This window comes from Protaetiibacter sp. SSC-01 (genome assembly GCF_014483895.1).
GTDB lineage: Bacteria > Actinomycetota > Actinomycetes > Actinomycetales > Microbacteriaceae > Homoserinibacter.
The window spans coordinates 520,374-532,527 of record NZ_CP059987.1 but is presented as its reverse complement, the minus strand read 5'-3'; the positions used below and the strand labels follow the sequence as shown (position 1 = coordinate 532,527).

Here is a 12,154-nt window from a genome sequence, read left to right as displayed (position 1 = left end):
CGCCAAGAGCCTCGCACCTGACCGACATTCCCGAAGGGAACACAGTGAAGATCACGCGTACCGGCGGCATCGCCGCTCTCGCGCTCGTGGGCGCCCTCGCGCTCAGCTCCTGCGCCGCCAACGAGGCCCCGGCATCCGGCGACGAGGGCGACGGCAGCACGCTCTCCGGCACCTTCAACGGCGCCGGTGCGTCGTCGCAGGCCTCGGCCCAGGACGCCTGGATCGCGGCCTTCCAGACCGCCAACCCCGACGTCACGATCAACTACGAGCCGAGCGGCTCTGGTGCGGGCCGTGAGACGTTCATCGCGGGCGGCTCCGACTGGGCCGGCTCCGACTCGGCGCTCTCGGACGACGAGCTCGCCGAGACCTTCGCGGCGTGCGCCGCCGACGCGACGGCCATCGACATCCCGACCTACATCTCCCCCATCGCGGTCATCTTCAACGTCGAGGGGGTCGACGAGCTCAACCTCGACGCCGCCACGCTCGCGAAGATCTTCACGGGCGACATCACGAACTGGAACGACCCGGCGATCGCCGCGCTCAACGAGGGCACGACGCTCCCCGACCTCGCCATCACCGCGGTGCACCGCTCCGACGACTCGGGCACCACGAAGAACTTCGCGGACTACCTGAACCAGGTCGCCCCCGAGGTGTGGACCGAGAAGCCGGCCGACGCCTTCCCGTTCCAGAGCGGTGAGGGCGCGCAGGGCACCTCGGGCGTCGTCGACGCCGTCGCGAACGGCCGCGGCACGATCGGCTACGCCGACGCATCCCGTGCCGGCGAGCTGTCGACCGCCCGCATCAAGGTCGGCGACGAGTTCGTCGCCTACACCCCTGAGGCCGCCGCGGCGGTCGTCGCCGGCTCGCCGCTCGTCGAGGGCCGCGAGGCGAACGACCTCGCGTTCACGCTCGACCGCAAGACGACCGACCCGAGCCACTACCCGCTCGTGCTCGTCTCGTACAGCATCGCGTGCACCGAGTACGCGGATGCCGCGAAGGGCGAGTTCGTGAAGGCCTACCTCGGCTACATCACGAGCCCCGAGGGCCAGCAGGTCGCCGCCGAGTCGGCGGGCGCCGCTCCGCTCTCGGACGACCTCTCGGCGAAGGTGGCCGAGGCGATCGCCTCCATCAAGTAAGCATCAGCACCCCCTGTCGGGCTGCGACCCCCGCGCATTGCACGGGGCGTCGCAGCCCGACACACTGAAACCGAAACCGACCCGCGAGGACCGCATGACCGCCGCACCGGCACGGATCACCGCCAAGCAGCGTCTCGGCGACCGCCTGTTCTCGGGCGGTGCGCTCACGGCGGGGGCCCTCATCCTGGTCGTGCTCGCCGGCGTCGCGATCTTCCTCGTGGCGCAGTCGCTGCCGGCGTTCGTCATGGACCCGGCCGACATCAAGGGCTCCCCCGACAGCTTCTGGCACTACGTGGGGCCGCTCGTCTTCGGAACGGTGTGGGCAGCCGCCCTCGCGCTGCTCATCGCCGTGCCCATCGCCCTCGGCATCTCGCTCTTCATCTCGCACTACGCGCCGCGCCGCCTCGCGCAGGGCCTCGGCTACACGATCGACCTGCTCGCCGCCGTGCCGTCGGTCGTCTTCGGGCTGTGGGGCGCCCGGGTGCTCGCGCCCTCGATCCAGCCCTTCTACGCGTGGCTCGTCGACAACCTGGGGTGGTTCCCCCTCTTCGCGCCGCCCGTCTCGGGAACCGGCCGCACCATCCTGACGGTCGCGATCGTGCTCGCGGTCATGATCCTGCCGATCATCACGGCGCTCTGCCGCGAGGTGTTCCTGCAGACGCCGAAGCTCCACGAGGAGGCGGCGCTCGCGCTCGGTGCGACGCGCTGGGAGATGATCCGGATAGCCGTGCTGCCGTTCGGCCGCCCCGGCATCATCTCGGCCGTCATGCTGGGCCTCGGGCGCGCGCTCGGCGAGACCATGGCCGTCGCGATGGTGCTCTCGCCCGCGGCCGTCATCAGCTTCGTGCTCACCGGCCCGCAGAACCCGACCACGATCCCCGCCAACATCGCCCTCAACTACCCCGAGGCGCACGGCGGCTACGTCAACGTGCTCATCGCGACGGGCCTCATCCTGTTCGTCATCACGTTCGCGGTGAATTCGGTCGCACGCTGGGCGGTCGCGCGCCGCAAGGACTTCTCGGGGGCGAACTGATGGCGATCGACACCCGCACCCCGGCCGCTCCCCGGGCGCTGGCGAACGCCTACACGACGGGCAAGCTGCCGCGCTGGATGCCGTGGCCGATCCTCGCGGCGGCCCTCGCGGTGTCGCTCGGGGCGTTCTTGCTCATGGCCGCGGCATCCGACGGCGAGCTCAACTGGATCGGCGCGATCGTCGTGGGCGTCGCCCTCTTCGTCGCCGTCAACTGGGTGATCGCGCTGCTCGTCGAGGGTGCGCGGCAGGCCGCCGACCGCCTCGTGACCTCGCTCGTGACGGGCGCCTTCGTGCTGGCCCTCATCCCGCTCGTGTGGCTCACCATCACGGTCGTCACGAACGGGCTGCCGACCCTGTTCAACGGCACGTTCCTCACCCAGTCGATGCGCAACGTCGTCGGCGAAGGCGGCGGTGCGCTGCACGCGATCGTCGGCACTCTGCTCATCACGGGGCTCGCGGCCGTCATCTCGATCCCCGTCGGTCTCATGACGGCCATCTACCTCGTCGAGTACGGCACGGGCCGCCTCGCGCGCGGCGTCACCTTCTTCGTCGACGTCATGACCGGCATCCCCTCGATCGTCGCGGGCCTCGCCACCTACGCGCTCTTCGCCCTCGTGTTCGGCGACGGCGTGCGGTCGGGTGTCGCGGGGTCGATCGCCCTGTCGATCCTCATGATCCCGGTCGTCGTGCGCTCGAGCGAGGAGATCATCCGCCTCGTGCCGAACGAGCTGCGGGAGGCCTCCTACGCGCTCGGCGTGCCCAAGTGGCGCACGATCGTGAAGGTCGTGCTGCCGACCTCGCTCGCGGGCATCACGACGGGCGTCATGCTCTCGGTCTCGCGCGTCATCGGCGAGACGGCGCCGCTGCTCATCGTGGCCGGCTTCACCGCATCCATGAACTACAACCCGTTCTCGGAGCGGATGATGTCGCTGCCGGTGTTCGTGTACACGCAGTACGTGAGCCCCGGCACCGACGCGCAGTTCTACATCGAGCGCGCGTGGGCGGGGGCGCTCACCCTCATCCTCATCGTCGCGCTGCTCAACGCGATCGCCCGCCTCGTCTCCCACTTCTTCTCGCCCAAGCTCGGGCGCTGATACCCGCTGACCCACCTGACCCACCTGACCCACCCGAAGGAACCCATGTCCAAGCGCATCGAAGTCCGCGACCTCGACGTCTACTACGGCGCCTTCCGCGCCGTAGAGGGTGTGACGCTCACGATCGAGCCGCGCACGGTGACCGCCTTCATCGGCCCGTCCGGCTGCGGAAAGTCGACCTTCATCCGCACCCTCAACCGCATGCACGAGGTCATCCCGGGCGCGCGCGTCGACGGCGAGGTGCTCATCGACGGCAACAACCTCTACGGCCCGGGCGTCGACCCCGTGCTCGTGCGGCGGCAGGTGGGCATGGTGTTCCAGCGGCCGAACCCGTTCCCGACGATGTCGATCCGCGAGAACGTGCTCGCGGGCGTGCGGCTCAACAACCGCAAGATCTCGAAGACGGATGCCGACGACCTCGTCGAGCGCTCACTGCGGGGCGCGAACCTGTGGAACGAGGTGAAGGACCGCCTCGACCGCCCCGGCTCGGGCCTCTCCGGAGGTCAGCAGCAGCGTCTGTGCATCGCGCGCACGATCGCCGTCTCGCCCGAGATCATCCTCATGGACGAGCCGTGCTCGGCCCTCGACCCCATCTCGACGCTCGCGATCGAGGACCTCATCGAGGAGCTCAAGAAGGAGTACACGATCGTCATCGTGACCCACAACATGCAGCAGGCCTCGCGCGTCTCCGATCGCACGGCGTTCTTCAACATCGAGGGCACGGGCAAGCCGGGCAAGCTCATCGAGTACGACGACACGACGAAGATCTTCTCGATGCCGTCGGTGAAGGCCACCGAGGACTACGTCTCGGGCAAGTTCGGGTGAGCCGCGCAGGGAGGGATGCTGTTGTGCAGGAGTTCTGCTGTTGTGCAGGATCCGAGCGCCGCTCGGCGGCTGATATCTAGCACCCGAGGTTGATTTGCGCCCGTGGGGGCGATTCGGCGAACCCGAACTCCTGCACAACAGCTTCCGCGGCGCGCAGAGCCCGGACATGTGAGTGCCGGGCCGCAGAACGCCTCTCGGCGCGAGGCCGCTCGAAGCGGCTAAGAGTGGAGCCCGGGGTTACTGCGGCCCGGCTCCTACAGTTTACGCGAGGTGCGGGATGCGTCCCGGCGACCTCAGAAATGCAGGAGATGCTCCCAGCGAACACCGACGGCATCCGCAGCTACCGGCATCCGGACGCGGATCTCCTGCATTTCTGAGGTGGGGAGCCTGCAGCGGATGCGGGGTGCGGGCGCGGTGAGGCGGATACGGGGGACGGTACGGTGACTGGCCGCCGAGCGGCGGAACGGATGCAGCGGGACGGATGCGGCGAAACGGATGCGGCGTGCCCGGCCGCGTCAGTCGAGCGAGCCGTCGTGCGCCATCCGGGCGCAGATCGCGAGGTCGTCGGCGATCGTCGTGAGCCGCGAGGCCCGCGTCGTGAGCGTCGTCGAGCGCTCGGGCGCGGGTGTCTCCTGGTCGTCGGCGACGGATGCGGCTCCCGCCGCCTCGACGCGGCAGAACGCCGCCGCGCGCTCGAGCGCGTGAGCGAGGTCTCCCTCGAAGACGCCGCGGAGGATGCGGTTCGACAGCTCCAGCACCTCGTCCGGCCCGGCGGGGGTCGGGGCGCCGGCGACGACCGGGTCGATCGTGCGCAGCACCTCGGTGCCGCGCTGGAACAGCAGGGCGACGCCGTCGGGGTCGCTCGAGATCATCGCCCGCAGCAGGTAGATGCGCCACAGCGCTCCCGGCAGGGTGTGCGGGCCGGACAGCGCCCACAGCTCGGCGATCGCGTCGAGCCCGTGCTCGTCGGTGAGCCGCACGACGCGGTCGAGCACCTCGGGGTCGTCGCTGTCTCGTACGCGCGCGACGAGCGCTCGCGCCGTGTCGTGTGCGATGCGGCGGCTGACGGCCGGGTCGGGGGCTGCGCCCTCGTACGCCTCGAACTCGCGCCCCCCGAAGAGCGTCGGCTTGTGGAAGTCGTCGGCCATCGCCCCATTCTCCCTCGGCGCGCAGCCGCGCGCTCGGCGGCTACGCTGGGGGCCGCGGGCCTCTAGCTCAGTCGGTAGAGCAGCGGACTTTTAATCCGTAGGTCGTGGGTTCGAGCCCCACGGGGCCCACCGCATCCGGATTCCTCGAACGCGCGCTCAGTCGTCGAAGTGCACACGCACGAGCGGCGAGCCGCTCATCCACGCGTCGAGGGGCTCGACGGGCTGGGCGAGGTAGTCGCTGTGGCGCGGCTGGTTCAGGTCGTCGATGATCGCGGCGAAGACACGGCGACGCTCCTCGGGCTCGAGGACGGGCTCAGCGCGCGCCGCGAGGTCGGCCCTGACGCCGTTCTTGAGGTGGAAGGTGAAGTCGGGGGTCGCTCGCAAGTTGGCGTACCAGTCGCGTGAAGCCGGTGTCGTCGTGAGGTAGATCTCGCCGTCGACGCGGTAGAACCAGATCTCGATCCGCCGCGGGCGGCCGCTCTTCGCGCCCGTCGTCGTGATGTCGATCGTTCGCGCCGACGCCGACGACTCCGGCGTGATGGCCAAAGCCCGCTCGATCCGGTCGTCCATCGTGCACACCTTCCTCTAGCGAGCACTGCCGGGCGAGAGCGCCGGGCGGCTGCTCACCACCCTGTCACGCGCGCGGATGCGGCGCTGGGCGCTAGACCCGGTCGCCAGACCCGCGCGGCGGGTCGACCGAGACGTCGAGCTTCTCGTGCTTGCCGCCGAGCGACGACCACTCCGACGCGGTGCCCTTCGCGGCGTGACGGGATGCGCGCACCGCGCGCTCGTCGGCCCACGAGTTGAGCCGGTGGCCGGCGTGGCCGCGCACGTGCTCGAGCACGACATCCGGGAGCCCCTTGGCGCGGCGGGCGTCGCGCACGGCGATGAGGTCCTCGAGGATCTCGCGGTTGGCGACGGGCTTCTTCGCGCTCGTGACCCAGCCGCGGCGCTTGTGTCCGTCCATCCACGACGAGTAGGTGTCGATCGCGTACTTCGAGTCGGCCTGCACGATGAGCTCGGGCACGTCGATGTGGTCGCGGATGGCATACAGCAGCGCGAGCAGCTCGCCGATGTTGTTGGTGCCGCTCGGCAGCGACCCCGCGGCCCACTCGCCGTCCTCGCCGACCCAGGCCCACCCGGCCGGGCCGGGGTTGCCCTTGCAGGCTCCGTCGGTGGCGACGATGTAGCGGTCGGGGGTGCTCACCCCCCGATCCTCTCAGGAGCGGGCGACCTGCGCCGACGACGACGCGTGCACAGCCGCTGCCCGGCGACGCTCGCTACCCTGGTGTCGGAGGCCCGCATCCGGCCTCGCGGACGAGGGAGCAGTACCCGCACCACGACAAGACTGACTCGGGAAGACCGTCATGTCGTGGATCGTGCTCATCGCATCCGGGATGCTCGAGGCCGTCTGGGCGACGGCGCTCGGGGCATCGAAGGGTTTCCGGAAACCGCTGCCGACGATCGTGTTCGTCGTCGCGATGACGCTCAGCATGGTGGGCCTCGCGATCGCGATGGCCGAGATCCCGACCGGCACCGCCTACGCCGTGTGGGTGGGCATCGGGGCGAGCCTCACGGTGCTGTGGTCGATCGTGTCGGGCGCCGAGCGCGCGGATGTCGTGCGCCTGCTGCTCATCGCGGCTCTCGTGGGCGCCGTGGTCGGCCTCAAGGCGGTGAGCTGAGGATGCCGTGGATCGTGCTGCTCGCGAGCGCCGTGCTCGAGGCCGTGTGGGCGACAGCGCTCGGGTACTCCGACGGGCTGTCGCGGCCGCTCCCGACCGTCGTGTTCGCCGTGGCCCTCGTCGGGAGCATGGCGGGGCTCGGCTGGGCGGCCCGCCGCATCCCGATCGGCACCGCCTACGCGGTGTGGACGGGCGTCGGCGCGGCGCTCACGGTCGGCTACGCGATGCTCGTCGGCGACGAGCCGGCGACCGCGCTCAGGGTGGTGTTCATCGGGGTCATCGTGGCCGCGGCGATCGGGCTGAAGCTCGTGCCGTCGCGGCCCGCGCGGCGGACGGTGGGTGCGGATGCGGATGCGGGCGAGGCTCAGGCGGGCTGACCGGGCGGGCTGACCCGCCGCACCGCCAGCGGTACGGTTGCCCGGTGATCGCGCCCGGCTCCTACCCGTTCGGCCTCGACCCGGTCGGCCCCGGCCCCCACGGCACCGCCGAGCTCGTCGCGCGGCTGCGCGCCGCGGGCTGCGTGTTCGCGGAGGACGAGGCCGCGCTGCTGCGGGAGGCCGCATCCGGTGCCGAGCTCGAGGCGCTCGTCGCGCGCCGCGTCGCGGGCGAGCCGCTCGAGCCTCTGCTCGGCTGGGCCGAGTTCGCGGGCCTGCGGATCGCCGTCGCGCCGGGCGTCTTCGTGCCGCGCGTGCGCAGCGAGCTGCTCGTCGACCTCGCACTCGACGGGCTGCCCGACGACGCGGTCGTGGTCGAGCTGTGCTGCGGTGTCGGTGCGATCGCGGCCGCGATCCGCGCCGCACGCCCCGACGCCGAGGTGTGGGCCATCGACATCGACCCGGATGCCGTGGCCGTCGCCCGCAGGAACCTCCCGCCCGAGCGCGTGGTCGCGGGCGACCTCTACGACGCGCTGCCGCCCGAGCTGCGCGGCCGCGTCGACCTCGTCGTCGCCAACGCGCCCTACGTGCCGAGCGACGAGATCGCGTTCATGCCCTCCGAGGCGCGCGACCACGAGCACCGCATCGCCCTCGACGGCGGACCCGACGGCACCGCGGTCCAGGCGCGCGTCGCATCCGGATGCCGTGAGTGGCTCGCGCCCGGCGCCCGCGTCGTCATCGAGACGAGCGAGCGCCAGGCGCCGCTCACGGCGTCACTGCTCGACGAGCAGGGCCTCGCCGTGCGCGTCGTGCGAGACGAGCACCGGGACGGCACGGCCGTCGTCGGGACGTGGCGCCCAGCCCCCGCCGGGGAGGCACACACCGCACACGTCAGGCCTGGCTGATCCGGAGCTGGTTGCCGGCAGGGTCGCGGAATGCGGCGTCGCGCGCGCCCCACGGCTGGTCCATGGGCTCCTGGATGATGTCGGCGCCGGATGCCGCGATGCGCTCGAAGTCGGCGTCGAGGTCGTCGGTCTGCAGCACGACGCCCGCGAGCACGCCCTTCGCGAGCAGGTCGGCGAGCGTCGCGCCGTCCTCCTCCGAGACGCCCGCGGTGACGGGGGTGAGCACGATGGAGGCGTCGGCGCCGGGGTGCGCGACCGTGATCCAGCGCATGCCGCCGCCCTGGTCGACGTCCATGAGCACCTCGAAGCCGAGCACGTCGCGGTAGAACTCGAGCGCGGCGGCCGGGTCGTCGACGTAGAGGAAGCTGTTGCGGAGTTTGATCGTCATGCCGTCACGCTACGGCCGCCTACGCTCCCGACGCTTCTCGAATCCTGACCGGTCGCGTGACGTTCTTCGCGACGCACGGGAGGTCGTCGAGTGCTGACTCGGCGGCATCCGGATGCGCGGCCGCGCGGTACGCGGAGGGCGACATGCCGACGAGCTTCGTGAAGCTCGAGCTGAACGAGCCGAGCGAGGTGCAGCCCACCTCGACGCACACCTCGGTCACGGAGAGGTCGCCGCGGCGCAGGAGCGCCTTCGCGCGCTCGATGCGTCGCGTCATGAGGTAGCCGTAGGGCGTCTCGCCGTACGCGGCGCGGAAGCTGCGCGCGAAGTGGCCGGATGACATGAGGGCCGTGCGGGCGAGCGCCTCCACGTCGAGCGGCTGGGCGTACTCGCGGTCGATGCGGTCGCGCGCCTTGCGCAGCCGTACGAGGTCGTCGCGCTCCATGTGCCCAGTCTGCCTCTTCTCCCCGCCATAGTTCCCGTTCCGCGTGTTTGCACCCGTTCCTTCGGGAACTAACACGCGGAACGGGAACTATCAGGCGAGGGTGGCGCCGAAGAGCAAGCCCAGCAGGTAGGTGGCGGCGGCGGCGCCGTAGCCGATCGCGAGCTGGCGCAGGGCGCGGTAGAGCGGCGGGGCGCCCGAGAGGATGCCGACGACCGCGCCCGTGCCGAGCAGCGCGATGCCGACGAGCACCGAGGCGACGACGACCGCGGGCAACCCCGCCATGCCGAGCAGGTACGGCAGCACCGGGATGAGCGCCCCCGACGCGAAGAACAGGAAGCTCGAGCCGGCGGCGTGCCAGGGCGAGCCGACGGCCTCGTGCGGGTCGAGCTCCTCGGGCGGGACGTCTGCCTCGAGATGCAGGGTGGCGAGCACGTCCTGCGCGTGCGCCTCGGCGTCCTCGGGGGCCATGCCGCGCGCCCGGTAGACGAGCGCGAGCTCGTTCGCGTCGACGTCGAGGTGCGCGAGCGCCGACTGCGACGCGGGGTCGGGACGGGATGCCGCGAGCAGCTCGCGCTGCGACTTGACCGACACGTACTCCCCCGCGCCCATCGACAGGGCGCCCGCGAGGAGGCCCGCGATGCCCGTGAAGAGCACGACGCTCGGCGGCGCGCCGGTCGCGCCGATGCCGAGCACGAGCGCGAGGTTCGACACGAGACCGTCGTTCGCCCCGAAGACGGCGGCACGGAAGGTGCCCGAGAGCCGCGTGCGACCGCGTGCGGCGAGCCCGCGCAGCACCTCGCCGTGGATGCGCTCGTCGGCCGCCATCCGCACGGTCGCGTTGGGGTCGTCGTCGTAGGGCGAGCGGCCCTCGGCGCGCTGGGCGAGCGCGAGCACGAAGAGGAAGCCCAGCCGCTTGGCCAGGAAGCCGAGGAGCCGGGTGCGCAGGTCGGGGTGCGGGGCGGGTTCCGACCTCGGCCCCAGCAGCTTCAGCCAGTGGCTCTCGTGGCGCGCCTCGGCGTCGGCGAGGGCGAGCAGGATCTCACGCTCCGGCCCCTCGCGCCGCTGCCCCAGCTCGCGGTAGATCGCCGCCTCGGCGCGCTCGGCCGCGAGGTAGCGCCGCCAACGACGGATCTGCGCGGGCGTCGGCGTGGGGATGTGGTCGGTGTTCGAGGTCGGCACCGATTCATTCTGCCGAGCGCATACGAGTTGCGGGCGGCCGAATCCCGGGTCCCGGGTGAGGGTCTCGAGACGCGTCCGCTGCACGGGCGCTCCTCGACCGCCTACGCCGCGATGTGGCGCAGCCCCCAGCGGCCCTCGTACGACTCCTCGGGGTCGAGCCAGATGAGACCCTCGCCCGAGTTGAGGGCGTCGGGCGGCGCCGTCATGGGCTCGATGGCGACCGCGGTGCCGAGGCCGTCGGCCCTCGGGAAGATCGGGGTCGTGAAGACCTGCAGGTAGCGCCAGTCATCGTCCTGCCACATCTCGAGGCGCGAGCCGTCGGGCGCGCTCAGCACGGCGGTCACCCCGCCGACGGGACGTAGCCCCCGGAACGCCGTGTCGAGCTCGAGGTCGCCCACGCGCACACCGTCGCGCAGGTCGGTGCCGCCCGACACCTCGTGCCACGCGATGGGGTCGAGCCGCTCGTCGACCTCGAGGTACTCGTCGGCGGGCACGGTGAGCAGCAGGTCGGCGACGTCGTGCGCGCCGATGCGGGGGTACGGATGCGTCCCCGTCGCGTACGGGGCGCGCACGCCCGAGAGATTGCGGGCACCGTGCGTCACGGTGAGACCGTCGGGCTGCAGCTCGAACCGCACCCAGGTGTCGAGCAGGAACGGCCAGCCGTGCTGCGGGTGGATGACGGCGCCGAGCGTGATCGCGTCGTCGCTGCGCTCGCGCACCTCGTACTCGGCGAACTCGAGCAGCCCGTGCAGGGCGCCGCCGCGCTTCGGCTCGGTGATGTCGAGCTGCTGCGGCACGCCGTCGAGCTCCCAGCGTCCCGCGCGCACACGGTTGGGCCACGGCGCGAGGGCGATGCCCGAGCAGAACGGGGGCGGCGCGGTCTCGACGGGCAGCGGTTCCGTCACGTCGACGTCGCCCACACGCAGCGCGCACAGCACCGCGGCGACCGTGCCGATCTCGGCGTACGCGTCGCCGTTGCGCAGCTCGAAGCGCTCGCCGACTCCGGTTCGCGTGCTCATTCGCCCTCCTCGTAGCGGACGCCCCACGACGCCTCCCAGTCCTGATCCGGCTCGAGCCACACGAGGCCCTCGCCGGAGTTGAGCGCGTCGGGCGCGGCCGTCATCGGCTCGAGCGCCACGGCGAGCGCGGGCGCCTCGGCACCCTCGGCGTCGACGTGCGGGAAGTCGCGCGGCGTGAAGACCTGCAGCCAGCGGAACGGCTCGTCCTGCCACACCACGACGCGCGCGCCGTCGGGAGCGGTGAGAACGGCGGCTCCCTCGGGGCCCGTCACGACGTCCTGGTAGCCGACGTTGAGGTCGAGGCCGCCGAGTTCGCGCGGTGCCGACAGGTCGAACTCGCCGCCCGGCTCGACCTCGCGCACGGCGACGGGCACGAGCCGCTCGTCGAGCTCGAGGTAGCCCTCGGCGCGCACCTCGAGCGTCAGCTGCTCGACGGGCACCTCGCCGACGCGGAAGTACGGATGCGCCCCCACGGCCCACGGCGCGGGCTCGGCTCCCAGGTTCCGCACCCCGTGCGTCACCGTGAGGCCGTCCTCCGCGAGCGCGTAACGCACCCACGTCTCGAGCAGGAAGGGCCAGCCGTGCTGGGGGTGGATGCGCGCGCCGAGGGCGACCGCGTCATCCGCTCGCTCGAGCACGCGGTAGGCGGTGTTGCGCAGCAGGCCGTGGATGGCGTTGCCGCGGCTCGGGTCGGTGATGTCGAGCTGCTGCACCTCGCCGCGGTGGGTCCAGCGGGCGTCGCGCACGCGGTTGGGCCACGGGGCGAGCACGATTCCGTTGCCGTGGCCGGGCAGGCGCGTCGACGGGGTGCGCTCGGTGAGTTCGCGCCCGTCGACCTCGAGGCTCGTGAGGGCCGCGGCGAGCGTCGCGACGGTCGCGGAGGAGCGCGCCGTGCGCAGCTCGATGACGTCTCCGATGGGGGTCAGCAC

At 71.8% G+C, this 12,154-nt stretch carries 15 protein-coding genes, 1 tRNA gene and 1 riboswitch; of the genes, 8 read left to right on the top strand and 8 right to left on the bottom strand.

Going from position 1 to position 12,154, the window contains the following annotated elements:
* Positions 1–44 precede the first annotated feature (44 nt).
* The 4 genes from pstS (at position 45) to pstB (ending at position 4,088) form a co-directional block, all read left to right on the top strand.
* Positions 45–1,136 carry a phosphate ABC transporter substrate-binding protein PstS gene (gene pstS, locus H4J02_RS02500; RefSeq protein WP_187675555.1) on the top strand — a complete coding sequence of 364 codons (1,092 nt, stop codon included), beginning with the start codon at positions 45–47 and terminating at the stop codon, positions 1,134–1,136.
* Between the two features lie 94 nt (positions 1,137–1,230).
* Positions 1,231–2,169, top strand: a complete 939-nt coding sequence (pstC, locus tag H4J02_RS02495) for a phosphate ABC transporter permease subunit PstC (protein WP_187675554.1) — start codon at positions 1,231–1,233, stop codon at positions 2,167–2,169.
* Positions 2,169–3,263, top strand: coding sequence for a phosphate ABC transporter permease PstA (gene pstA, locus H4J02_RS02490; protein ID WP_187675553.1), 1,095 nt, complete (start codon positions 2,169–2,171; stop codon positions 3,261–3,263). The genes pstC and pstA overlap by 1 nt, the downstream gene beginning before the upstream one ends.
* Before the next feature lie 45 nt (positions 3,264–3,308).
* Entirely contained in the window at positions 3,309–4,088 is a 780-nt protein-coding gene (gene pstB, locus H4J02_RS02485; protein WP_187675552.1) for a phosphate ABC transporter ATP-binding protein PstB, read from the top strand.
* A 515-nt stretch (positions 4,089–4,603) separates the two neighbouring features.
* Here the strand turns inward: pstB and H4J02_RS02480 are convergent.
* A complete protein-coding gene (locus H4J02_RS02480) occupies positions 4,604–5,236 on the bottom strand; it encodes a DNA-directed RNA polymerase subunit beta (protein WP_187675551.1) in 633 nt (210 codons plus the stop codon).
* A 56-nt stretch (positions 5,237–5,292) separates the two neighbouring features.
* Between H4J02_RS02480 and H4J02_RS02475 the strand changes: the two genes are divergently transcribed.
* Positions 5,293–5,365 (top strand) — tRNA-Lys (locus H4J02_RS02475).
* 27 nt (positions 5,366–5,392) lie between these two features.
* Here the strand turns inward: H4J02_RS02475 and H4J02_RS02470 are convergent.
* Both H4J02_RS02470 and H4J02_RS02465 read right to left on the bottom strand, forming a co-directional pair.
* The gene (locus H4J02_RS02470) at positions 5,393–5,806 is read right to left on the bottom strand and encodes a nitroreductase/quinone reductase family protein (RefSeq protein WP_187675550.1); all 414 of its coding nucleotides are present in this window, start codon (positions 5,804–5,806) and stop codon (positions 5,393–5,395) included.
* Positions 5,807–5,897: 91 nt separating this feature from the next.
* A complete protein-coding gene (locus H4J02_RS02465; RefSeq protein ID WP_187675549.1) occupies positions 5,898–6,443 on the bottom strand; it encodes a ribonuclease H in 546 nt (181 codons plus the stop codon).
* A gap of 84 nt (positions 6,444–6,527) precedes the next feature.
* Positions 6,528–6,594: riboswitch (guanidine-III (ykkC-III) riboswitch) on the top strand.
* Positions 6,595–6,603: 9 nt separating this feature from the next.
* On the opposite strand from H4J02_RS02465, the gene H4J02_RS02460 reads away from it, so the two are divergent.
* From H4J02_RS02460 to H4J02_RS02450, 3 genes are read left to right on the top strand one after another with little or no spacing between them, the layout of a single operon-like run.
* Entirely contained in the window at positions 6,604–6,918 is a 315-nt protein-coding gene (locus H4J02_RS02460; RefSeq protein WP_187675548.1) for a multidrug efflux SMR transporter, read from the top strand.
* Between the two features lie 2 nt (positions 6,919–6,920).
* Positions 6,921–7,295 (top strand): multidrug efflux SMR transporter, encoded by a 375-nt coding sequence (locus H4J02_RS02455; RefSeq protein ID WP_187675547.1) that lies wholly within the window; start codon positions 6,921–6,923, stop codon positions 7,293–7,295.
* Positions 7,296–7,339: 44 nt separating this feature from the next.
* Positions 7,340–8,197 (top strand): putative protein N(5)-glutamine methyltransferase, encoded by an 858-nt coding sequence (locus H4J02_RS02450; protein WP_397420146.1) that lies wholly within the window; start codon positions 7,340–7,342, stop codon positions 8,195–8,197.
* Here H4J02_RS02450 and H4J02_RS02445 read toward each other — a convergent pair.
* The 5 genes from H4J02_RS02445 to H4J02_RS02425 all read right to left on the bottom strand — a co-directional run bounded on the left by H4J02_RS02445 (position 8,184) and on the right by H4J02_RS02425 (position 12,154).
* Positions 8,184–8,585, bottom strand: a complete 402-nt coding sequence (locus H4J02_RS02445; RefSeq protein ID WP_187675546.1) for a VOC family protein — start codon at positions 8,583–8,585, stop codon at positions 8,184–8,186. The two genes, H4J02_RS02450 and H4J02_RS02445, sit on opposite strands and share 14 nt — an antisense overlap.
* A gap of 19 nt (positions 8,586–8,604) precedes the next feature.
* Positions 8,605–9,027, bottom strand: coding sequence for a helix-turn-helix transcriptional regulator (locus H4J02_RS02440; protein ID WP_187675545.1), 423 nt, complete (start codon positions 9,025–9,027; stop codon positions 8,605–8,607).
* Between the two features lie 90 nt (positions 9,028–9,117).
* Positions 9,118–10,206, bottom strand: a complete 1,089-nt coding sequence (locus H4J02_RS02435; protein ID WP_262406183.1) for a VIT1/CCC1 transporter family protein — start codon at positions 10,204–10,206, stop codon at positions 9,118–9,120.
* A 101-nt stretch (positions 10,207–10,307) separates the two neighbouring features.
* Entirely contained in the window at positions 10,308–11,225 is a 918-nt protein-coding gene (locus tag H4J02_RS02430) for an aldose 1-epimerase family protein (RefSeq protein WP_187675544.1), read from the bottom strand.
* On the bottom strand, positions 11,222–12,154 hold the full coding sequence (locus tag H4J02_RS02425) for an aldose 1-epimerase family protein (RefSeq protein WP_187675543.1): 933 nt from the start codon (positions 12,152–12,154) through the stop codon (positions 11,222–11,224). Before H4J02_RS02425 ends, H4J02_RS02430 begins: the two co-directional genes overlap by 4 nt.